16 protein-coding genes are annotated in these 21,064 nt (G+C 71.7%); 9 read left to right on the forward strand and 7 right to left on the reverse strand.

Features of this window, described 5'->3' with window-relative positions; all coding sequences use genetic code 11:
• Positions 1-29: 29 nt before the first annotated feature.
• The 6 genes from ACN28F_RS30400 to ACN28F_RS30425 are packed head-to-tail and all read left to right on the forward strand — an operon-like array spanning position 30 to position 6,551.
• Positions 30-830, forward strand: coding sequence for an enoyl-CoA hydratase family protein (locus tag ACN28F_RS30400; protein WP_421361574.1), 801 nt, complete (start codon positions 30-32; stop codon positions 828-830).
• Between the two features lie 3 nt (positions 831-833).
• Positions 834-1,973, forward strand: coding sequence for an acyl-CoA dehydrogenase family protein (locus tag ACN28F_RS30405; protein ID WP_421360925.1), 1,140 nt, complete (start codon positions 834-836; stop codon positions 1,971-1,973).
• Between the two features lie 12 nt (positions 1,974-1,985).
• Complete coding sequence (locus ACN28F_RS30410; protein WP_421360927.1) at positions 1,986-3,032, forward strand: acyl-CoA dehydrogenase family protein; 1,047 nt, start codon at positions 1,986-1,988, stop codon at positions 3,030-3,032.
• Positions 3,029-3,952, forward strand: a complete 924-nt coding sequence (locus ACN28F_RS30415) for an enoyl-CoA hydratase (protein ID WP_421360929.1) — start codon at positions 3,029-3,031, stop codon at positions 3,950-3,952. The genes ACN28F_RS30410 and ACN28F_RS30415 overlap by 4 nt, the downstream gene beginning before the upstream one ends.
• On the forward strand, positions 3,952-4,857 hold the full coding sequence (locus tag ACN28F_RS30420) for a TIGR03619 family F420-dependent LLM class oxidoreductase (RefSeq protein WP_421360931.1): 906 nt from the start codon (positions 3,952-3,954) through the stop codon (positions 4,855-4,857). The genes ACN28F_RS30415 and ACN28F_RS30420 overlap by 1 nt, the downstream gene beginning before the upstream one ends.
• Positions 4,854-6,551 carry a class I adenylate-forming enzyme family protein gene (locus ACN28F_RS30425; RefSeq protein WP_421360933.1) on the forward strand — a complete coding sequence of 566 codons (1,698 nt, stop codon included), beginning with the start codon at positions 4,854-4,856 and terminating at the stop codon, positions 6,549-6,551. The genes ACN28F_RS30420 and ACN28F_RS30425 overlap by 4 nt, the downstream gene beginning before the upstream one ends.
• Here the strand turns inward: ACN28F_RS30425 and ACN28F_RS30430 are convergent.
• The 3 genes from ACN28F_RS30430 to ACN28F_RS30440 all read right to left on the reverse strand — a co-directional run bounded on the left by ACN28F_RS30430 (position 6,536) and on the right by ACN28F_RS30440 (position 12,114).
• Complete coding sequence (locus ACN28F_RS30430) at positions 6,536-7,237, reverse strand: cysteine hydrolase family protein (RefSeq protein WP_289205874.1); 702 nt, start codon at positions 7,235-7,237, stop codon at positions 6,536-6,538. The genes ACN28F_RS30425 and ACN28F_RS30430 overlap by 16 nt on opposite strands.
• Before the next feature lie 258 nt (positions 7,238-7,495).
• On the reverse strand, positions 7,496-11,302 hold the full coding sequence (locus tag ACN28F_RS30435) for an endo-1,4-beta-xylanase (RefSeq protein ID WP_421360934.1): 3,807 nt from the start codon (positions 11,300-11,302) through the stop codon (positions 7,496-7,498).
• 176 nt (positions 11,303-11,478) lie between these two features.
• Complete coding sequence (locus ACN28F_RS30440) at positions 11,479-12,114, reverse strand: M23 family metallopeptidase (RefSeq protein ID WP_353850449.1); 636 nt, start codon at positions 12,112-12,114, stop codon at positions 11,479-11,481.
• A gap of 149 nt (positions 12,115-12,263) precedes the next feature.
• On the opposite strand from ACN28F_RS30440, the gene ACN28F_RS30445 reads away from it, so the two are divergent.
• Positions 12,264-12,479 (forward strand): hypothetical protein, encoded by a 216-nt coding sequence (locus tag ACN28F_RS30445; RefSeq protein WP_289205877.1) that lies wholly within the window; start codon positions 12,264-12,266, stop codon positions 12,477-12,479.
• Between the two features lie 54 nt (positions 12,480-12,533).
• On the opposite strand, the gene ACN28F_RS30450 is transcribed toward ACN28F_RS30445, so the two are convergent.
• A complete protein-coding gene (locus ACN28F_RS30450) occupies positions 12,534-14,987 on the reverse strand; it encodes a M14 family metallopeptidase (RefSeq protein ID WP_289205878.1) in 2,454 nt (817 codons plus the stop codon).
• Between the two features lie 197 nt (positions 14,988-15,184).
• Positions 15,185-16,321: a hypothetical protein gene (locus ACN28F_RS30455; RefSeq protein WP_289205879.1), complete on the reverse strand. Its 1,137-nt coding sequence runs from the start codon at positions 16,319-16,321 to the stop codon at positions 15,185-15,187.
• A 193-nt stretch (positions 16,322-16,514) separates the two neighbouring features.
• On the opposite strand from ACN28F_RS30455, the gene ACN28F_RS30460 reads away from it, so the two are divergent.
• Positions 16,515-18,731, forward strand: a complete 2,217-nt coding sequence (locus ACN28F_RS30460) for a glycoside hydrolase domain-containing protein (RefSeq protein ID WP_289210950.1) — start codon at positions 16,515-16,517, stop codon at positions 18,729-18,731.
• Positions 18,728-20,002 (forward strand): glycosyltransferase, encoded by a 1,275-nt coding sequence (locus tag ACN28F_RS30465; RefSeq protein WP_289205880.1) that lies wholly within the window; start codon positions 18,728-18,730, stop codon positions 20,000-20,002. The genes ACN28F_RS30460 and ACN28F_RS30465 overlap by 4 nt, the downstream gene beginning before the upstream one ends.
• Before the next feature lie 74 nt (positions 20,003-20,076).
• Here the strand turns inward: ACN28F_RS30465 and ACN28F_RS30470 are convergent, their stop codons facing one another.
• Positions 20,077-20,331: a superoxide dismutase gene (locus tag ACN28F_RS30470; RefSeq protein WP_289205881.1), complete on the reverse strand. Its 255-nt coding sequence runs from the start codon at positions 20,329-20,331 to the stop codon at positions 20,077-20,079.
• Between the two features lie 12 nt (positions 20,332-20,343).
• Positions 20,344-20,958, reverse strand: coding sequence for a superoxide dismutase (locus ACN28F_RS30475; protein WP_289205882.1), 615 nt, complete (start codon positions 20,956-20,958; stop codon positions 20,344-20,346).
• Positions 20,959-21,064: the final 106 nt, after the last annotated feature.

The following is a 21,064-nucleotide window of genomic DNA, read 5'->3' on the forward strand; positions in this document are numbered from 1 at the left end:
CGACCATGACATCCACAGCGGACAGCACGATGGTCGTCGCGACCACCGGCGCCGACGGAGTGACCGAGATCGTGGTCGACCGGCCGCCGGTCAACGCCCTACCGGTCGCCGGCTGGTACCGCCTCGCCGAGGCGGTCACCGCCGCCGGTGCCGACCCGGCCACCCGGGTGGTGGTGCTGCGGGCGCAGGGCCGCGGCTTCAACGCCGGCGTCGACATCAAGCAGATCCAGGCCGACCCCGGCAACGACGCGCTGATCGGCGCCAACCGGGGCTGCTTCGCGGCGTTCGCTGCCGTCTACGACTGTCCGGTGCCGGTCGTCGCCGCCGTCCACGGCTTCTGCCTCGGCGGCGGCATCGGCCTGGTCGGCAACGCCGACATCATCGTGGCCAGCGACGACGCCACGTTCGGACTGCCCGAGGTGGACCGGGGCGCGCTCGGCGCCGCCACCCACCTGTCCCGGCTGGTCCCGCAGCACCGGGCCCGGGCGATGCTCTACACCTCCGCCACCGCCACCGCCGCCGAACTGCACGCCTACGGCTCGGTGCTGCGCGTGGTCCCCGCCGCCGAACTACGGGCCGCCGCCCTGGCGGTCGCCCGGCAGATCGCCGCCAAGGACCCGGCGGTGATCCGGGCGGCCAAGGAGTCGCTCAACGGCATCGACCCGTGGGACGTCAAACGCAGCTACCGCTACGAGCAGGGCTTCACCTTCGAGTTGAACCTCTCCGGTGTCGCCCACCGGGTCCGCGACGGCTTCGGTGACCAGGCCGCCCCCGGGCCGGCACAGCAACACGGTGCTGGCCGGGCCGCCGACTCGGGCCGGGAGGGCTGACCGATGGATCTACGTCCGGACCCCGCCGACGAACAGTTCCGCGCCGAGGCTCGCGACTGGCTGCGCGCCCACCGGCCGTCCCGCCCGCTGCCCTCCGGCGACACCCGCGCCGGGTTCGCCGCCCACCTGGAGTGGGAGCGCACACTGCACGACGGCGGCTGGTCGGTGGTCTCCTGGCCCCGCCGCTACGGCGGCCGGGACGCCTCCCTCTGGCAGTGGCTGATCTTCGAGGAGGAGTACGCCGCCGCCGGCGCACCGCAGCGGGTCACCCAGAACGGCATCTTCCTGCTCGCCCCGACGCTGTTCGAGTTCGGCACCGACGAGCAGCGCCACCGTATCCTCCCGGCGATGGCCGCCGCCGAGCAGCTGTGGTGTCAGGGCTGGTCCGAGCCGGGTGCCGGCAGCGACCTGGCCGCGTTGACCAGCCGGGCGGTCCGCGACGACGCGGCCGGCGGGTGGCGGCTGACCGGGCACAAGACATGGACCACCCGGGGCGCGTTCTGCACCCACCTGTTCGGCCTGTTCCGGACCGACCCGCAGCAGCAGCGGCACCGGGGCCTGACCTACTTTCTGGTGCCGCTGGACGCCCCCGGGGTGACCGTGCGGGGATTCGGCCGGTTCGACGGCGACGAGGGGTTCGCCGACGTCCACCTCGACGACGTGTTCGTCCCGGACACCGACGTGGTCGGCCAGGTCGGGGCCGGCTGGCGGGTGGCGATGGCCACCACCGGCTCCGAACGTGGCCTCACCCTGCGCCCGCCGGGCCGGTTCACCGCGGCCGCCGCCCGGCTGGTCGGGTTGGCCGGCGACCGGCCGGACCGGCTCACCGGCCGGCTGCGTGAGCAGGTGGTCCGCGCCTGGCTCGGTGCCCGTGCCTACCACCTGTTCACCCTGGCCCAGGTGACCCGGATGCTCGACGGCGATCCGCCGGGTGCGGCAGCCAGTCTCAACAAGATCCACTGGTCCGAGCTGGACATCGCGCTGCACCGTACCGCCCTCGAACTGCTCGGCCCGGACGCCGAGGTCGACACCGAGTGGACCCGTGGCTTCCAGTTCTCCCTGGCCGGCCCGATCTACGCCGGCACCAACGAGATCCAACGCGGCATCGTCGCCGAGCGGCTGCTCGGCCTGCCCCGACGCTGAGGAGGAGACGGAATGCGGTTCGCCCTCACCGACGAGCAGGCGACGCTCCGCGACGCGGTCGACGACCTGCTCGCCGCCGAATGCCCACCGTCGGCGGTCCGCGCCGCCTGGCCCGGTGGAGACCCGGCCCCGCTGGACCGGCTCTGGACCGCGCTCGCCGAGATGGGCGTGCTCGCCGCGGCGGTGCCCGAGTCCGCCGGTGGCCTCGGGCTGACCGAGGTGGACCTGGTGCCGTTGCTCACCGCCGCTGGGTACGCGGCGGTGCCGTTGCCGGTGGCCGAGACCGCCGTCGTCGCCGGACCGCTGCTGGCCGCCGCCGGCGACCCCGGTGGGCAGCTCGCCGCGCTCGTCGAGGGGCGCTGCCGGATCGCCGTCGCCGGGCCGGGCGGTCTCGTCCCGTACGGGCGGCGGGCCGACCTGCTGCTGCTCCTGACGCCGCCGGACGGACCCCGACTGGTCCGGCCGGACGAGGTCGCGACCACGCCGGTGTCGACCATGGACGGCAGCCGGGCCGCGCTGCGGCTCACCGGCGACCCCGCCGTCGGGCCGTCCGTCGGTATCCGGCTCGACGTGCCGGCCGACCTGCTGGCGCTGACCGCAGACCGGGCCACTCTGGCCGCCTCGGCCCAGCTCGTCGGGCTCGGCCGCCGGATGCTCGACCTCACCGTCGCGCACGTCGGCACCCGCCGCCAGTTCGGCGCCCCGGTCGGCAGCTTTCAGGCCGTCCAGCACCAGCTCGCCGACGCCCTGCTCGGGCTGGAACTCGCCGCCCCGGCGGTGCTCGCCGCCGGCTGGGCGGCCGCCACCGGTGCCGACAGCCGCCCGGCCGATGTCTCGGCCGGCTACCTGCTCGCCGCCGACGCCGCCGAACGGACCGCCCGCGCCGCACTGCAGTGCCACGGCGCGATCGGCTACACGATCGAGTACGACCTGCACCTGTACGCCAAGCGGGCGTGGGCGCTCGTGGCCGCGACCGCCGGCACCGACCACCACCTCGACCGGCTCGGCACCGCGATCGGACTGCCCGCCGCCACCGCCGAGCAAGGAGGACGACCGTGACCGACGCCGCCGCGAGCCCGCCACCCGCCGACGACCGGCCGGACCACGCCGCCGACGACGCTGCGGCCCACGACGACGAAGCGGTGGTCCGGTACGCCACCGACGGGCCGGTGGCGGTGGTCACCATGAACCGCCCCCGGTACGCCAACGCGCAGAACTCCGCGATGACCTACGCCCTCGACGACGCCTTCTCCCGCGCCGCCGCCGACGACGACGTACGGGTGGTGGTGCTCGCCGGCGCCGGTAGGCACTTCTCCGCTGGCCACGACATCGGCACCCCCGGGCGCGACGCCGACCGCAGCTTTCCGCGCCGGGCCGGGCTGTGGTGGGACCACGTCGGCAAGGCCGGCGCGGAGAGCCGGTTCGCCCGCGAGTCCGAGGTCTACCTCGGCATGTGCCGACGTTGGCGGGAGCTGCCCAAGCCGACCGTCGCCATGGTGCAGGGCGCCTGCATCGCTGGCGGGCTGATGCTCGCCTGGTGCTGCGACCTGATCGTCGCCGCCGACGACGCCCGGTTCGCCGACCCGGTGGTCCGGATGGGTATCCCCGGTGTCGAGTACTTCGCCCACCCGTGGGTGATGGGGCCCCGCTTCGCCAAGGAGTTCCTCTTCCTCGGCGAACGGGTCGACGCCGACCGGGCGCTGGCCCTCGGCATGGTCAACCGGGTGGTGCCCCGGGCCGAGCTGCAGCCGTACACGATGGAGCTGGCCGGCCGGATCGCCACCATGCCCCGGCTGGGCCTGGCCCTGACGAAGAAGGCGGTCAACCAGGCCGAGGACCTGATGGGTCTGCGGGCCGGGATGGATTCGGTGTTCGGCCTGCACCACGTGGCGCACGCGCACAACGCCGAGGTCGGCGACGATCCGCTGGCCGGACACGACGCCCGCAGCATGCGTGAGCCGGCAGAGGGTTCCGGCTGATGCGCGTCGACGTGCAGCTGTTCGGCCTGCCGGCCACCGAGTACGCGCCGCTGGTGGTGCACGCCGAGCGGCTCGGCTTCGACACGGTCTGGCTGGCCGACCACGTGATCACTCCGGCCCGGTACGCGCCGACCTACCCGTACCGGTCCTCCGGCGACCCCGGTATCCGGCCGGACACCCCACTGTCCGACGTGACGGTCACGCTCGGGCACCTGGCCGCCCGGACCAGCCGGATCCGGCTCGGCACCGGCGTGCTGATCGCCCCGCTGCGGGACCCGTTCCACCTCGCCCGCGCCTGGGCGAGTCTGCAGCAGCTCTCCGCCGGCCGGGCGGTGCTCGGCCTCGGGGTCGGCTGGATGGCAGAGGAGTTCGCCGCGCTCGGCGTCGACTTCGGCACCCGGGGTGCGCGCACCGACGAAATGCTGCGGATCCTCGACCTGCTCTGGTCCGGCGAGCCGGTGGCACACCAGGGCCGGTTCTTCGACTTTCCGACCGTACACTTCGGTCCCTCGCCGCAGCCGCCGGTGCCGGTGGTGGTCGGCGGCCACAGCCCGGCCGCGCTGCGTCGGGCCGCCCGGCACGGTGCCGGCTGGTTCGGACCCGACGTGGATCTGGCGACCTCGGCCCGGCTGTGCGGGCAGTTGGCTCAGCTGCGGGAGCAGGTCGGGCGTGCCGACGACGACTTCACCTGCCACGTCCGACTGCACGGTGCGATCAGCGTCGCCACGGTGCGGGCGTACCGCGACGCCGGGCTCGACCACCTGGTCGTCGCGCCGTTCACCCGACTGCCACCGGCGGCCACCCGGGCGGACCGGCTGGCCGCCCTGGACTCCGTCGCCGAGCGACTCGCGTCGCTGTGGCCCGACCCGGCATCGACCGGCCACCTCGCAGGAGAGACCCGATGACCGCTGCCAACCCACCGGCCGCCTTCGACCAGGAGACCATCGACGAGTACACCCGTGCCGGGTACTGGACCGGTGACACCATCGCGTCGATGGTGGCCGGGCACGCCGCCGCCCGGCCCGACGATCCGGCGTTGCTCGCCACCGACGCCACGCTGACCTGGTCGCAGTACGACACACTGAGCACCCGGCTGGCCGGTGGCTACGTCCTGGCCGGCCGGCAACCAGGGGAGCGGGTCGCCACCCTGCTCACCAACGGAGCGTTGGTGCACGTCGCGTACCTGGCCGCGCAGAAGGCCGGCCTGGTGACGGTCGGCATCGGTCCGCGTGCCGGAACGGCCGAGGTGCGGCACCTGATCCGGCGTACCGGGGCGAGTGCGCTGTTCACCCGGCCGGTGCATCGGGGCCGGGCCGCCGCCGAGCTGGCCGCCGACCTGTGGGCCGACGGCGTCGTCGATCCGTACCGCCAGGCCCGACCAGCCCCGGGCGGCCGGCCTGAGCACCTGACCGCGCAGCTCACCGCCTCCGGCGAGCTGCACCTGCTCCGTGACGGCAAGCCACTGGACCTGCCCGACCTGGCGACTGCGGCGGCCGCGATCGCCGGTCGCGGGCTCGGCGCCGACGACCTGTTCTTCCTCAACTCCACCTCGGGTACGACCGGGCTGCCCAAGTGCGTGATGCAGACGATGAACACCCGCAAGTACTTCGGGCCGCTCGCGGCCGAGGCGGCCCGGTTCGGGCCGGACGAGGTTTTCGCCAGCGTGCTGCCAGCTCCGTACGGCTTCGGCCAGTGGAGCGGTCACGTGGTGCCGGCCATGTACGGCTATCCGACGGTGCTGGCCGAGGAGTTCGACGCGGAACAGACCTGGCAACTGATCGAACGGCACCGGGTCACCGTGCTCGCCGCTGTGACCAGCCAGTTCGTGATGATGCTCAACGCCGAGGGGCGCGCCGCCCGGGACGTGTCGTCGCTGCGGGTGCTGTTCACCGGCGGGGAGCGGGTGCCGGGGGACCGGGCCGCCCGGTTCGAGGAGGAGACCGGCTGCGCCGTGCTGCAGTTCTACGGTTCCAACGAGGCGGGTCCGATCAGCGTGACCCGGGTCGACGACTCCCGGGAGCAGCGGCTGGGCACCGCCGGACGGGTGATCCCGCAGATGCGGGTACGGCTGTTCGACGCCGAGGGTGCCGACGTGACCGCCACCGGTGGCCCTGGTCAGTGCGCCGCGCGGGGGCCGGGACTGACCCCCGGCTACTACGACGACCCGCAGGCCAACCTGCAGCTGTTCCACCCGCAGGGCTGGATGCTCACCGGTGATCTGGTCCGGATCGACCCGGCCGGCTACCTCACGGTGACCGGCCGGGTGGCGGATTTCCTGATCCGGGGTGGGCACAACGTCAGCGTGTTGGCGGTCGAGGAAGCGGTCGGCGGCTGTGCGCGGGTCGCCCAGGTCGCGGTGGTACCGGCCGCCGACGAGGTGCTCGGGGAGCGGGCCTGCGCCTACGTGGTGACCACCGACGGGACCGACCTGACCCTCGACGAACTTCGGGCCGACCTGGCCGCGCGGGGGATCTCCAAGTACGAGTGGCCGGAGCGGCTGGTCACCCTGGCGGAGCTGCCGTTGAGTGCGGGCGGCAAGGCGGACAAGGCGTGGCTGCGGGCCGATGCCGCGACCCGGTTCGGTCAGCCGGCGCGGTGACCGGGGGCCGGGTCGTCGGTCGATCCGGCCCACACCGCGACGATCTGCTCGCTCGTGGTCCAGTCCTGCGGGGCGAGCAACGCCCGGAAAGCCGGTTCGCAGGCCGCGGTGAGCTCTGCGGTGTTGTTGGCGACGCAGTCGGCCGGTACGACGGTGAAGTAGTCCCGTTCGATCGCGTCGCGGACGGTGGACTCGACACATCCAGTGCCGGCGACTCCGGTCACGACCAGGCTGCGGATGTCCCTGCTGCGGAGCAGGTTCTCCAGCTGGGTGCCGACGAAGGCGCTGCGCCGCAGCTTCTCGAACACCACGTCCCCTGGCTGCGGGGTGAGCTCGTCCACGATCTCCCAGCCCCAGGTCCCCCGCATGCAGTGCATCGGCTCGAATCCGTGTCGGAGGTTGTCGGCCAGCCAGACCGGCGAGGCCAGCGAGCCGTCCGGATGCTGCACCACCCGGCAGTACAGCACCGCCGCGCCGGCGGCCCGCGCGGCGGCGGCGAGCCGACCGATCGGCGGGACCACGCCCTGGAAGCCGGCCACCATCGGCCTGCCGAACGACCTGGCGCAGTAGCCGTCGTCGTGTACGAAGTCGTTCTGCATGTCGACGATGAGCAGCGCCGTGCGGGCAGGATCGATCTTGAGGTCGAGGCGGTCGGGCAGGACGTGCCCGAGGTAGGTGCGGGGCATCGGGAACTCCCAGGGATCGACGGGGCGCGGCAGTGGGCGGTACGCGGATCCGACTGCCAATCAAATGCTTGGTTGACCTGCTGATCGTAGGCCGAACCGACCGGCCCGGCAATCCTGCCGCCGGTCGTCGGGCCGTGTCGGGTCCGCCCCGGGCCGTCTCGGCCTGCGTCGGGTCCGCCCCGGTCCGCGTCGGGTCCGCCGCACAGCGGTCGGGGGCGGTACGGCGACGCCGTACCGCCCCCGACCGGGGTCACGGTGCTAGTTGGTGGCGCAGTAGCCCACGCTGAACGTGCTGGCACCGGACTTCAACGTCCGGTTCCAGTCCACTCCGTTGATCCGGTACGTCTGACCGTCGATCTGCCGCCGCTCGAAGTTCCAGGCGGTGTAGATGTCACCGGCGAGATCCACCACCCCCGACCACTCGACCGGGGCGGCGGAAGAGTTGGTCGCGACGATCTCCGCGCAGTAGCCGCCGCCGCTGTCCGAGCCCCACGAGGTGAACCGGCGCACCGTAATGTCCACGTTGGAGTCGGCGACCAGTCGGCCGACACCCCAGCGGGCGGTCGTCTGGTAGCCGATGCCCTCCTGCTCGGCCCAGTTGCGGACCGCCGTACGGGCACCGTCGGAGGCGTCGTTGACCTGGAAGTCCAGGCCGTGGAACGTACCGAGCCCGCCGTACTCGAGCAGACTGATCGCCGCCTCGACGGTGTAGCCGCCGGCGGTGCGGGCCGTGGCGCTGCGGACCCGGGCCGCCTGGAAGCCCTCGTCGCCGGTGCCGAAGGACACGACGTTGTCGGCGTTGATCCGCACCTGCATGTCGTCGTAGCGGTAGGCGCCGTTCTTGACGTTGCCGGCGTCGACGTAGATCTCCACCGAGTCCTGTGTCCACGGATCGGAACCGGAGACGTCCACCACCGGATCGGCCACCTCGGCCAGCACGTACAGCGTCTGGTCCCGCCACAGCGTCCGTACGGTGGCGATCGCGCCGCCCGTACCGGAGACCTCCTTGTCGGTGGTGACCACCCCGGCCTCGGCCCAGCCGGCGTCCACCTCGCCGTCGACGACCGGGACCACCGCGGCCTGCTTCACCTCCAGATAGGACAGCTCCTCGACCAGGGTGAGCGTGCCCACCGCGCCCGGGGTGTTCCAGCCGGCGGTGGTGGATCCGTCGACACTGACCCGCACGTCGAGGGTGACGGTGTCGCCCTCGACGGCCGCGTCCAGTGGCAGTTGCGCGACGAGGTCGTAGCCGCCGACCCGTTCGGTCACCACGGCGGGCACGTCGCCCGAGCCGTCCCGGGCCACCCGGTACGTCTGGTCCGCCAGCACGAAGTCGACCCCGTCGCCGGTGTCGGCCGCGTCGTCGGTGATCGTCACGTACGCGGTCAACTGCTCGGCCGTCCACCGCAGCTGGAACCCGGCGACGTCCTCCACCCGGTGCAGCGGCAGCTTGCTCCACTCCAGCGCCGAGGCCACGCCGGGGGTCAGCTCGATCTCACCAGCGAAGACGTTCGCGGTCCGCAGCCGGGCCGGCAGGTCGGCGTCGACCGCGCCGTAGTACGCCGGCTTGGCCTGGAAGCCGTCGTTGAAGATCAGCGGTGCGCCGTTGCCGGACCGCCACGACCGCCCGTCGTTGAGCCCCCAGACCGTGACGACGAACAGATCCTCGGTGTACGCCCGGAAGATCCGGAACGCGTCGCGGTAGAAGTAGCCCTGGTCGATCAGCCGTGCCTCGGTCACCGGGGTGCCGGTGGTGACGTCGAGCTCGGTGACCGCCTGGGTCAGCGGCAGCTCGGCGAAGGTCGCCAACGCCGTCTCCAGGCTGGTGACCGGCGTGGCCAGCGACACGTGGAACTGGTGGCCCACCCCGTCGATCGGCACACCCCGGTCCAGCAGCCGCTGCACGAGTGCCTTGTACCGGGCCTGCTTGCCGCTCTGCTCGGTGTTGTAGTCGTTGATGAACAGGGTGACCGGGTCGGCACCGGGTACGGCGTACACGTCGTTGAACGCCTCCTCGGCGTACTGGAACGACAGGTCGATGAACTCCTCGCCGAGAATCCGGTACCACTCGCTGCGCCGCAGCCCGTCGGCGTACTCGCCGCTGTCGCTGACCACCTCGTTGACCACGTCGAAGGCGTTCATCGGGTTGGTGTCCGAGCCGAACGGCCCGTACCGGTCGTGCAGCGAACCGGCCACGTCGAAGATGTGCTGGCGCATCCGGTCGCGCAGCACCTGCTGGTCGGCTGCGGAGGTGGTCAGCGGCTCACCGGCGGCGTCCTGGAACATCCATGCCGGGGTCTGGCTGTGCCACACCAGGACGTGACCGTACACGCCGAGGTCGTTGGCGGCGGCGAAGTCCATCATGGCGATCGCCTGCTCGTGTGGCCGGAAGGTGCGCGCGTCGTCGTACCACGCCTCCGGCTTCATGTGGTTCTCCGGCGTGATGTTGTTGAAGTGCCGGGTCAGCAGCTGGGCGGCGACCCCGACGGTCTCCCGGCTGTCGATCGCGACACCCACCGGGAACTCGGCGGTCTGGTAGATGCCGGTCAGATCCTCGACCACCGGCGGATCCGGCACCCGGACCACGACGTCGTCGACGAGGAAGTCGCTGGTGTTGCCGGCGACGTCCGCGCCCTGCCAGCTCGTCTCGAAGTACAGGAACGCGGTGTCGAACGCCGGCGCGGTGAAGCTCGCGGTGACCTCGGTCCAGCCGCTGTTGGTGACCGACCCGAACTGGGCGAGGGTGCTGAACGACTCGCTGTCGCCGGAGGTGGTGGCCAGGCTCAACCAGATCTCGTCGGCCGGCTGACCCTCGGCGAAGCGCAGCCACGCGGAGATCTCGTAGCCGACGCCCGCCTCGAACTGCGCGGTGACGTCCCGGCCGATGCCGGCGCCCTGGTTGACCCGGTCGGTGACGAGTGCTGCCGCCGCGCCGCCGTGCGCGGTGTCGGTGAGTGCGACGGTCGGCGCCCCTGGACCGCCGTCACGTGGTTGCCAGCCGTCCAGCCCGTCCTCGAAGTCGGTGTCGATGACGATGGTGCCCGGCGGTGGACCGCCGGGGTCGGTGCGTGGTGCGGTGACGAGGATGTCGTCGACCAGGTAGGTCGCGGTGGCCTCGGCGGCCTCCAGATAGACCTGGTACGCGGCCGGGTCGGCGTCGGCAGGCACGGTGAACTCGCCGCGGACCGTGGTCCAGTCGTTGGCGCTGACGGTGGTGTCGCCGATCCAGGTGTAGTCCGGCTTCATCACGAACCGGAAGCCCGACGACTCCGGGCCGTCGGGGGCCAGCCGGGCCCGCGCCGAGAAGGTGTACGTGACACCGGCGGCGAAGATCCCGGTCGGGCTCTGCAGCCCGTCGAAGCCCTCGGTCCGGTCACTGACCCGCAGTGCCCGGCCCGGGTCGGCGTCCACCACGGTCAACGTGGGGCCGCCGCTGGCCGTCCAGGTGCCGGTGGTGCCGTCCTCGAAGTCGACGGCGCTGACCGTTACCACGTCCGGTTCCTCGTCGGGCCGGGTGACGACGATGTCGTCGACCAGGAACGGGGTGGTCCCGGCCGCCTCGATGTAGACGGTGGCGGCGCTCAGGTCCGCCGGCATCGTGTAGCTGCCACCGATACGCACCCATTCGTCGGCGGTGGCCTGTGCCTCGTCGCCGATCCAGGTGTACGTGTTGTCGCCACCGTCGGCCGGGGCGGCCTCGACGGTGAAGTGGACCCCGGCGGCGCCCTCGGTGCCCGCCGGCAGCTTCACCCAGGCGGTGACCGCGTACGGCACGCCCGGGGTGAACAGGGCGGCCGCGTCGGTCGACGGGCCCTGCCAGTCGGCGGTCCGGTCGGTCACCGACAGGCTGCTCGAGCTGTCGCGGCCCTCGTCGACGATCGCCAGGGTCACCTCGCCGCGTGGACTCCAGGGCGCGTACGACCCGGATTCGAAGTCGTTGGCCAGCACGGTGGTGTCCGCCGTGGCGGACGGGGCGAGCGCGACCGAGGCGGCGAGCGCGCTCGCGCAGACCGCCGCGAGAACGGCGGTACGCAAAGGTGGACGGAACGGATATCTGCGGCGCATGAAGGCTCCTGCACGGACGGATGTACGTGTGGTCGGTGCCTGGTGAATCGCGCCAGCAGATCCAGACGGCGGAAATGCTATCCGGGTATGGCGGGTACGTCGAGCCCCTCGCCGGCACGCGTCGGTGGCGACAGCGCGATCGGTGCGCGTGCGACACCTCGACTACGGCGGGACCGTCAGCAGTTGTTGCTGGTCGCCGTGACGGTGTACTCGAAGTCGTCGTGGGTGATGCCCGACGGCACGCCGTCGAAGTAGGCCTCCACCTTCTGCCAGCCCCGGCGCTGCTCGTAGTGCAGGTGCGGCGCGCCGGAATTGCCGGTGCTGCCCACCAGCCCGATCTGCTGCCCCTGGTCGACCCGGTCCCCGGCGGCGACCATGGGCGGTTCGAGCAGGTGCAGGTACTGGGTCTCCCAGCGGCCACCGTGATCGATCTTCACCCAGTAGCCGCCGCCCCGACCCCGGGGACCCTGCGGGTTCTGCTCGGTCCGTCCACCCAGCGAACCGTTGATCCCGGCGACGGTCACGGTGCCGGCGTACGAAGCGAGCACCGGCCGGCCCCACGACTGCCCGTCGGTCGGGTACAGATCGACGTCGTAGTCGTCGTGGCCGGGGTAGGTGCCGAGCTGCCAGGTCTCCCCGCAGGTGACGGGCAGCTGGAACAACGGTCGGGGACCCGGCTCACGCAGCAGCGGTACGACGAACGTCACGGCGGCGCCGACCGCCGCGATCGCGACGACCGCCAGCGCGAACCGCAGGGTGTGGCGGCGCCGCCTGGTGCGGGCGGGGCGGTGGTACGAGGGGCCGGTACTCACCCTTCCCAGCATGGCAGACCGTTACCGCCGCACCGGGTCGGCGCTGCCCGCCCCACGGGATCCACAGCTGATCGACAGCTGACGCACAGCTGGCGGGTGGACGGGGCGACGTACCGTGGAAGCCTCGCGACGGCCTGGAGGAGCCCACGGTGAGTAGCTTCGTCAAACGTTTCCTGCTGCCGATGGTCCTGTCGAAGCTGAGCCGGTACACCCGGGGGCGTGGCCACAATCGGGCGGTCACCGGCCTGCTGCGCGAGGTCGAGCGCCGGCTCGGCCGCCGCCACGGCCACGGCGGCCCGTACGGGCACTACGGTCACGGCCACCACGGCTACCACGGTCACTACCGGCGCAAGCGGCGGTGGTGACCGGCGCCGGTCAGCCGGCGACGGTGCCATTCGGGCACCGTCGCCGACCGACGATCAGGTATCGGAGATGATGGCGAATCCCCGGTTCCAGTTCTTCGCGTCGGTGTCCGGGCGGTAGTTGTTCTCGATGTTGCCGGCGGCGTCCACCGAGAACCAGAAGACCTTCGTCCCGTACGGCACGGTGATCGTCTCAGCGCCTTCCCGGATGCCGGCCGAGGCGTAGAGGGTGGACTCGTACGTCGGTTTGCTGCCGTCGAGGGTGTAGAACACCGCCGCGGGCTCGCTGACCTCGAACCGGATGTCGACCGTGCCGTCGGTGGCACCCGGCGCGGTGACCAGAGTGCTGGTCGGGCGTTTACGGTCCTTGTCGTAGTCGCGGGCGACCCGCATCAACTCGGTCAGCCCGTTGGCGTACTCCATGGTCTGCTGGTGCGCCTCGTCCCAGGCCGGCTGGAACGACGTGCCCACCTCGAAGTTCCAGGCGTAGATTCCGTACCTGTACCAGAGCATGTCGCCCGAGTTGCCGGCCGCCGAGTAGAGCACGTCGGAGATCGGACCGGTCCGGGCCGGCGTGACCGCAAGGTTGCGGTGCCGCTTGATGGCGGTCAGGATCCGCGCCGACGCGCCCCAGAAGAAGGACTCCTCGGCCAGGGTCGGCCGGGGCGCGGAGACCCGACCCGGCGTGGCGTACGAGCCCGGTGACCACATGAAGTAGTTGCCGGACGAGTGCAGGTTCATCGAGAACTTCATGTTCGGCCGGCTGGCCAGCCAGTCCAGGTTCCGGTTCTCCGGCTCCGACAACTCGCTCGGCCCGGCGAACACGTCGCTGGTGCAACTGTTCGACGCCCCCGAGTAGCCGTCGAACAGGCTGTACTCGGTGTAGTTGCGGTTGTTGTCCACACCCCAGGAATTGCGGGCCAGGGCGTCGGTGGCACCACCGGCCGTGCAGTGGTTGGTCATGTTGCGCCGCTGCGAGGCGAAATCGTAGAACGAGTAGTGCCCGCCGTCGGGGTTGATCGACGGCGCGATCCAGATGTCCAGCGTCCGCAGCAACTGCTGGGTGTTCTCGTCGGTACGGTGGTTGCGCAGCAGCCGCTCGGCGGTCTCGATGGCGACCAGCGGCGGCACCCATTCCCGGGCGTGCTCCTGGGCGTAGGCGAGCACCCCGGTGCGGGAACCGTCCCGGTACTTGCCGATCCGCAGCGCGTACACCGGATGCGGGTCGCGGGAGACGCTCGCCGGCGCCGACAGGTTGTCCGACAGCGGTGTCACCGCGACCGGCGCGACCACCCCGTCGCCGACGCTGCCGCGATAGGTGTACGCCGTGACCAGGTCGCCGGCCGTGGTGGTGATCGCGGCGGCGACCTGCGCCGCCGTGCTGACGACCGCGCCGGCACCGTCGGTGGCCAGCGTGACCTGGATGGCCGAACCGGTCACCGCGACGGCGAGCCCCGCCCCGGCGGTGCCCGGGTCGACCAGCTCGACGGTGATGTCGTTGCCGCCCTCGTGACCCCAGGCGTGCGAGTCGACGGCGATCCGGTTCGCGGTGCTGGTGCCGATCACCACCTGTGCCTTGCGGCGGTACCCGTTGGTCCGGTACGGCAGCTCGACGACCTCGGCGAGGTGGGGAAACTCCTGGGCCAACCGGGAGATCCGGTCGTACAGCTCGGTGGGGGTCAGGTAACTGGTGACGAAGTCCTTCTGGTAGCCGGGTCCCTCCGGGGACTCCCCGGGGATCGGCAGCCACTCCTTGACCTGGGCGACGGCGACGTCGCCGGTCGGGCTGACGATCTGAATCCGGTCCGGCCGGGCGGCGACCGTGGCGGCCCCACGGTGGTAGAGGTAGACCCCGGCATCGACGAACCGGGAGATCGTCTGGGTGCCGCCGGAGCCGAGCTCGGTGCCCGGCCCGCTGTCACGGCTGACCGTCAGGCTGCTGCCGGAGGTCTGCCCGTCGGCCCACTTGGCCTCCACCGACAGCACCTGGCTGGTGCCGGAGGTGTAGTAGTCGGCGCGGATGATCCTGACGTCGGCGACGTCGGCGTCCTGCTGGACTTCGGCGGTGAACGCCTGGTTGTCCGCCCGGTGCCCGGAGATCGTCGTCGCCCGTTCGGCGATGCGGGCCTCGGTGTCGTCGGCGTCGTGCAGGGTGGCGCCGATGTGGTAGCCGAGTTCGCGCAGCCCAGCGAGCTCGGTGGGGGTCACCACGGCGTGCACGACGATGCCCGCCGGGGTCTGCGAGACGTGGTGGTCCAGGTCGACCCCGGTGGCGACCAGCTGGTCCAACTCGTCGCGGTCGGCGACCACGACTTCCACGACGTCGGCCTGCTCACCGGCGAACCGTTCGAGGACGGGCGGGTTGCCGTCGGCACCGGTCTCGGCCGTGGACGGTTGGGCGGCGGCGGTGGGCACGGCGGTAGCCGGTCCGGCAAGAAGGAGGGCGGCGGCAGCGGCGGCGGTGACCGCGGCTGACCGCCGCCGCCACTGCGGCGGGTGCGATGGATACATGGGCAACCTTTCACTGACGGCGATGCCACTGACCGGGGTGGGATCCAGGGGCGGTACCGGAACATCGGGAATGGGATGGCCCGACGGTCCGGCCTCGACGTGACAGGGCGGGAAAGATCGACAAGTACGGTTGGCCCATCCTGGACGGCGGGCCCGTACCGTGTCAACGGCGTCCTGTGGGCCCCGCCGGTCGCTGGTCAGCTGGGTCCGGTGCCGCCGGCTATCGCCGCGCGTAGCTGCGTACCCGCCTGGTCGGCGGCCTGTCGGAGCCGATCCGTGGCGTCCTCGGGAAGTCCACGCTGCACGGCTGTCCAATCGATCCAGGCCGCCGCGACGGTCGGCAGCAGCTCGCCGACGGCCGGGTCGGCGCCGGCCCGTTCCGCGAACGCGGGCAGACCCAGGACCGCGACGACCTGCCGTGGACCCAACCGCAACGGGTCGCAGGCGGCCTGCTCCACGAACTCGTCGACGAGCAGGTCGACCGCGCGGGTCGTCGCGTCACCCGTCGGTAGTGCGGCCGCCTGCGGCGAGGCCAGGAAGGACCGCTTCTGCAGTTCGATCTCCACGGTGGTGGGGAAGGGCTCCTTGGCGGCCGGGGCAGCGCTGAGCCGCCGGGCCCGGGCCAGGGTCAGCGCCCGCATCTTCCGGTACGCCACCGGCAGTGGGCTCAGTTCGTACTCCGGCCGCTCGGACAATTCGTCGGTGGTGTCGATCGCGTCCTCGAACAGCCGACGCGCCACCGCCGGATCGAGCGGCTCACTGACCAGGCCGTCGGGAGTGCCGTGCGCCTCCTCGACGATCCTGCGCAGCGGGTCGATCCGCAGACTGAGGGTGAGTTCGCGAAACCGCCCGCCGCCGATCGCCCGGTCGATCACCGCCATGATGCCGTGCTCGTCGTCGCCGTCGTAGGAGAAGCCACAGACCACCACGGCGACCTCGCCGTAGTGGTCGTGTGCCCACCAGCAGCCGTCCACCCGGACCCGGCCGATGGTCGACACCCAGGGCGGGTCCGGCAGGCCGCGCGCGACCAGCCGGTCGGCGTGCAGCCGGGCGAGGTCACGTTGGGTGTCGACCGTACTCATCGCGGCGAAGCCGCGCAGCGCCGCGAGCGCGGTCGGGGTCGCCCGTCGCGCCAGTTCCTGGATGATCCTCGCGTCGTCCTGCGCCGCGTCGGACAGCCGCGGGCCGAATCCCTCGGCGTTCTCGTGGGCGAGCAGCTGGGTCATGCCCTGCTCCACCGACCACGGTGAGTCCTCGGACATCAGTGAGAAGTTCCATTCGAGGAAATCCGCCCCGGACGTGGCACGGTGCAGCTGGCGCTCACTGTCATCCATGGCCGCGATTGTCGCAGTCGATATCGGCCGTTGCGACCATGCGCCGGCTGGCGCGCCGCAGCGGTCCGAGTGCTCACGCCGCCCCGTGCCGGGTCGAGCAGCGACGCCGGCCAGCCGGAATTCATCTCGCGGAAACCCGTCGGGGCCGGCGCGTTGGTAGCGTCCGGTCATTCTCGACGACATCGACCCGTTCATCGGTACCGGAGCGACCGACCTGCCCCGGTCGTACGGTCCGGCCGCCACGTGGTGGTGGCCGAAGCCGCAGGTGGGCAACACCCATCCGGGCGCGACCTCGCCGTTGGGCATGGTGTCGGCCTGTGCCTACTCCGGTGCCTACCCGACCGGGTACGGCCGGTACTCGAAGAACACCGAGGGCGTGCCCGAGGAGATGTTCGACCGGCTGCAGGCGTCCGGGTTCACCCACTTCCAGCAGTCCGGCACCGGGGCGATCCGCAAGTACTACAACTACGTCCGGGTGACTCCGATGATCGAGCCGCTGGACGGGCTCGGTCAGGCCTGGGCGCTGCACGACGAGACCGCCGAGGCCGGCTACTACGCCGCGACGTTGGACACCGGGGTGCGCTGCGAGATCACCGTCGGGGCGAAGGTCGCCGTGCACCGGTACACGTTCCCCGCGCACCGCAGCGCCCGGGTGGTGGTCGACCTGTCCTGCGGCGGTCTGGGCATCGAGCTGGGCCGCACGGTGCCGCTGCGAGCCCAGGTCGAGGCCATGGGCCACGGCCGGGCCCAGGCGACCGTGGTGATGGAGGGCGTGCCGCTGTCGGTCTACCTGGAGGTGGACAGCCCCGGCTGGCGGCAGATGCTCTGGTACGACCGGCGGCTCATCGACGGCGGCACCCGGCTGGACTTCGACAGCATCCGACACACCACGCTGCGGCCGTTCGGGATGCTGATGATGGGACCGGCCGCCGCCGGGCAGACCGTCGAGGTGCGGCTCGGCTTCTCGCTGCGCGGCTGTGAGCAGGCCCGGCGCAACCTGGAGCAGGAATGCTGGCCGGCGCAGCCGGGTTTCGACCAGGTCCGGGTGGCGACCCGGACCCGGTGGGCCGAGCACCTGGACCGCGTCCAGGTCGACGGCGGTACGCCGGCCCGCCGCACCGTTCTGGCCACCGCCGTCTACCACTCCCTGATCAAACCCTGCTTCGCCGACGACGAGAGCCCGTTCTGGCCGACCTCGGGGCCGTACGCCTTCGACATCTGCACGATGTGGGACATCTACAAGACGCAGCTGCCGCTGCTCGCCGCGATCGTGCCGCAGCGGGCCACCGACCTGCTGGAGTCGCTCATCCGGGTGTGCGAGGAGGAGGGCAACTTCCCGATCGGCTACCGGATGGCCCGTGGCGCCGACCGGTTCTTCCGCCAGGCGAGTGCGCTGGCGCACACCGCCCTGGCCGACGCTCACGCCCTCGGTTCGCCCGGGCTGGACTGGAACTGGGCACTGGTGCACATGGTCGACGACCTGCGCCGGCTCTACGGCGAGGACTTCTTCGAGCACGGCCTCGTGCATCCGATCACCCACACTCTCGATCTCGCCTACGCCCACCACTGCACCGCCAAGGTCGCCCGGGCGCTCAACGACCGGCGGCTCGCCGACGACCTGGAACGGCGCAGCCGGCAGTGGGTGAACGCGTTCGACCCGGCCACCGGGCTGCTGCGGGACTCGGAGTTCTACGAAGGCGGCAAGTGGAACTACTCGTTCCGGCTGCTGCACGACATGGCCGCGCGGATCGCGCTCGCCGGCGGTGACGACGCGTTCGTCGCCAAGCTCGACCGCTTCTTCGGCTTCGGCGCGGACCCGGTGACCCAGCCCGGCCGGCGACCGTCGCCGGCGGAGATGGCCGCCGGGTACGCGCTGAACCGGTTCGAAGGGCTCAACAACGAACCGGACATGGAAGCGCCCTGGGCGTACCACTACGCGGGCCGGCCCGATCGGACCGCGCGGGTCGTCCAGGCGGCGCTGACCTGGCAGTTCGGCACCGGACCAGGAGGGCTGCCCGGCAACGACGACTCCGGGGCGCTCAGCTCCTGGTACGTGTGGGCCTCGCTGGGGCTGTTCCCGGTCGCCGGACAGAGTCTGTTCCTGGTCAACACGCCCGCGTTCGCCCGGGCCGCGCTGCGGGTCGGCGACGCGGAGTTCGTGGTCGAGACCAGCGGGCACCGGGAGACCCCGATCGGGTCCGACGGCCTGGACCACGACCCGGCACCGCAGTACGTCCAGTCGGCCACCCTCAACGGCGAGCCGCTGCACACCACCTTCCTCACCGCCGCCGACGTGCACCGGGGTGGCCGGCTGCACCTGCGGCTCGGCCCGCAACCGTCGCGCTGGGGATGCGAGAGCCGCCCACCGTCGCTGTCCACGTTCCACCCCGCCGTAGAGGATGCCCGTTGACCAGACCCTCCCGCCGCCTCGTCATCGTGGTCCGGGCCGACCCGGTGATCTGCGGCCATTCCGGCGAGGCACGTAACCTCGCCGAGGTCGCGCTGACCCGTGGCTTCACCGACGTCCGACTGTTGACCTGGCCGATCGCGACGCTGCAGGCGGCCGGGTTGCCGCTCAAGCCGCTGGACCGGCTGCTGCCGTACAGCCCGGGGATCACGGTGGAACGGCCGGAGCCGGTCGGGGACTACCGGGTGCCCGACGGCAGGCACCTCGCCGGGCTCACCGGCCGCCTGGTCGAACTGCTCGCCGACGGCGTGCCCACCACCTGTCTGTCGATGTACCTCGTGCCGCACACGACCGTGGTCAACGACGCGGTGACGGCCGCACGGGCCGCCGGGTTCACCACGGACGTGCGTACCGTCGCGAAAGCGGTCGGCTCCGACGTCACCAACGTGATCGCGTCCTGTCTGCGCGAGGGCCGGTTCGGTGCCGCCACCGTGCTGTTCACGACCTTCCTGGCCAGCGACGAGCTGGTCGCCGTGTCGGAGTACACCCGGGACGAGATCGTGGCGTCGGCGGAGCAGGTCGACGCGCACTGCGGCACCAACTTCGCCGATCAGTGCCGTGAGCGGGTGACGGTGAGCTACCCGCCGATCGACACCTCGGCGTACCTCGACCTTGACCCGGCGGCGGTGGACGAAGCGCTCGCCCGGCGTGGGCTGCGGCGGGGCGGCTACCTGCTCTTCCTGTCCCGGGTGGCACGGGCCAAAGGGATCTACGACCTGGTCATCGCGTACGGCCAGATGCGCTGCCGGGACGAGGTCGAGCTGGTCGTGGCCGGCACCGGCCCAGCGCTGGAGCACGTCCAGGCAATGTCCAAGGAGGACGACAGGATCACGTTCCTCACCGACGTGGACGACGACGAGAAGCCGCTGTTGATGGCCGGCTGTGCGGCGTACGTCCTGCCGACCAAGCCGGAGCCCGACTTCGTCGAGACCTTCGGCATCGCCCTGGCGGAGAAGGCGCTCGCCGGTGGCGGGCCGATCGTGACCACCCTGACCGGTGGCACCGGCGAGGCGGTCGGTGACACCGCCGTCATCGTCGAGGCCGGTGACATCGCCGCGTTGGCCGAGACGGTGGACCGGGTCGTGCTGGAGATGTCCGCCGCCGAGAAGCTCGACCGCGAAGTGCGGGCCAGGGCGTACGCCATGTCGTTCGATCGGGGTGTGGTCTTCGACGGACTGTTCCCCGCGCCGGAGCCCGCCGTCATGGCCGACTGATCAACGGCCCGGCTGCCCGCCCCGGGTCCGCAACTGCGACCCGGGGCGGTGGTCCGCCGTTACGGTTGCCGTGGTCAACCTCGCGTCGGTGGCTGGTCGGCACCGTTGGCCAGGTGCAGGGAGAGCTCCTGCACGAGATCGTCCATGCTCTGCCCGGTCTGGGCTCGGACCAGACCGAGCGCCAGGTCGGCCAGCAGGTAGAAGCCGAGGGTCTTGGCCTGTTCGGTCGGGAACGCCGCCAGCAGCTGCTCGGCACCGTCGGTGTCGCCGCGACGGTGCGCGGCGATGACGCCGGCGGCCCGTTGCACCACTTCGGCACTACTGGGCACGGGGTCCACGCGTCAGATCGCGGGCTTGGTGGCGCGGGCGGCGTCGAACCGGGCGGCGACGTCGGCCCAGTTCACCAGGCTCCAGAGCCGGTCGACGTAGTCCGGGCGGACGTTGCGGTACTGCAGGTAGTAGGCGTGCTCCCAGGCGTCGAAGACCAGGATCGGCGTGCTGCCCTGCCCGACGTTGCCGTGGTGGTCGTAGACCTGCTCGATGATGAGCCGCTGGCCGAGCGGCTCCCAGGCGAGGACACCCCAGCCGGAGCCCTGCACGCCCTTGGTGGCTGCCGACAGTTGTCCGGCGAACGCCTCGAACGAGCCGAGGTGCTCGTCGATCGCGGCGGCCAACTCGCCGTCGGGGCGGTCTCCGCCGTCGGGGGAGAGGTTGTTCCAGAAGATCGAGTGCAGGACGTGGCCGGAGAGGTTGAACGCGAACGTCTTCTCCAGGCCGACCAGGGTGGTGTAGTCGCCCTTCTCCCGCGCCTCGGCGAGCTGGTCGAGCGCGTCGTTGCTGCCCTTGACGTACGCGGCGTGGTGCTTGCTGTGGTGCAGTTCCAGGATCTCGCCGGACATGGCCGGTTCGAGCGCGCCGTAGTCGTAGGGCATGTCGGGCAGGGTGTAAACGGCCATCGGGCAGCTTCCTCCGGTCTTGGTGCACATGATCTGTTGTTGCCACTCTGTGGCAATACTGCCAGACGATTGTGCCGCCCGGAACGGAGTGCGCGCCGGGCACGGA

Origin of the sequence: Solwaraspora sp. WMMA2101 (assembly GCF_049179175.1) — a bacterium.
Taxonomy (GTDB): Bacteria; Actinomycetota; Actinomycetes; order Mycobacteriales; family Micromonosporaceae; genus Micromonospora_E.

What these genes read in the sequence shown, in the direction of transcription:
- ACN28F_RS30400 (WP_421361574.1), top strand. Translation starts at nt 30, where the DNA reads ATGGTCGTCGCGACCACCGGCGCCGACGGAGTGACCGAGATCGTGGTC.
- ACN28F_RS30405 (WP_421360925.1), top strand. Translation starts at nt 834, where the DNA reads ATGGATCTACGTCCGGACCCCGCCGACGAACAGTTCCGCGCCGAGGCT.
- ACN28F_RS30410 (WP_421360927.1), top strand. Translation starts at nt 1,986, where the DNA reads ATGCGGTTCGCCCTCACCGACGAGCAGGCGACGCTCCGCGACGCGGTC.
- ACN28F_RS30420 (WP_421360931.1), top strand. Translation starts at nt 3,952, where the DNA reads ATGCGCGTCGACGTGCAGCTGTTCGGCCTGCCGGCCACCGAGTACGCG.
- ACN28F_RS30425 (WP_421360933.1), top strand. Translation starts at nt 4,854, where the DNA reads ATGACCGCTGCCAACCCACCGGCCGCCTTCGACCAGGAGACCATCGAC.
- ACN28F_RS30430 (WP_289205874.1), bottom strand. Translation starts at nt 7,237, where the DNA reads ATGCCCCGCACCTACCTCGGGCACGTCCTGCCCGACCGCCTCGACCTC.
- ACN28F_RS30435 (WP_421360934.1), bottom strand. Translation starts at nt 11,302, where the DNA reads ATGCGCCGCAGATATCCGTTCCGTCCACCTTTGCGTACCGCCGTTCTC.
- ACN28F_RS30450 (WP_289205878.1), bottom strand. Translation starts at nt 14,987, where the DNA reads ATGTATCCATCGCACCCGCCGCAGTGGCGGCGGCGGTCAGCCGCGGTC.
- ACN28F_RS30455 (WP_289205879.1), bottom strand. Translation starts at nt 16,321, where the DNA reads ATGGATGACAGTGAGCGCCAGCTGCACCGTGCCACGTCCGGGGCGGAT.
- ACN28F_RS30475 (WP_289205882.1), bottom strand. Translation starts at nt 20,958, where the DNA reads ATGGCCGTTTACACCCTGCCCGACATGCCCTACGACTACGGCGCGCTC.